Origin of the sequence: Citrobacter sp. TBCS-14, assembly GCF_005280805.1 — a bacterium.
Classification (GTDB): Bacteria; Pseudomonadota; Gammaproteobacteria; order Enterobacterales; family Enterobacteriaceae; genus Citrobacter; species Citrobacter gillenii.
Genome location: NZ_SZWM01000249.1, coordinates 1 through 217 on the forward strand (window position 1 = coordinate 1; position 217 = coordinate 217).

The following is a 217-nucleotide window of genomic DNA, read 5'->3' on the forward strand; positions in this document are numbered from 1 at the left end:
TCCCGCCGGGTTTACCAGGGTGTAGTCAAACCCCATGTCCTTCGCCTGCGGTTGATCGGTGCGATCGCCCCCGGCATTCAGGTGCAATTTCCCCATCATCGCCGTGTCATACCCCTGTTGCTTTAACAGGTTGGCAATCGTCAGTTCATTCCGTCCCAACGCGACATCTTTGCCTTCAGGGATCCAGGAACGGATCCCTGTACGGAATGGCATACGT

General features: G+C 56.2%; 1 protein-coding gene. It reads right to left on the reverse strand.

Going from position 1 to position 217, the window contains the following annotated elements; genetic code table 11:
- The coding region (locus FDX22_RS12315) for a sulfatase-like hydrolase/transferase (protein ID WP_255432885.1) at window positions 1-217 on the reverse strand (217 nt) is incomplete at both ends.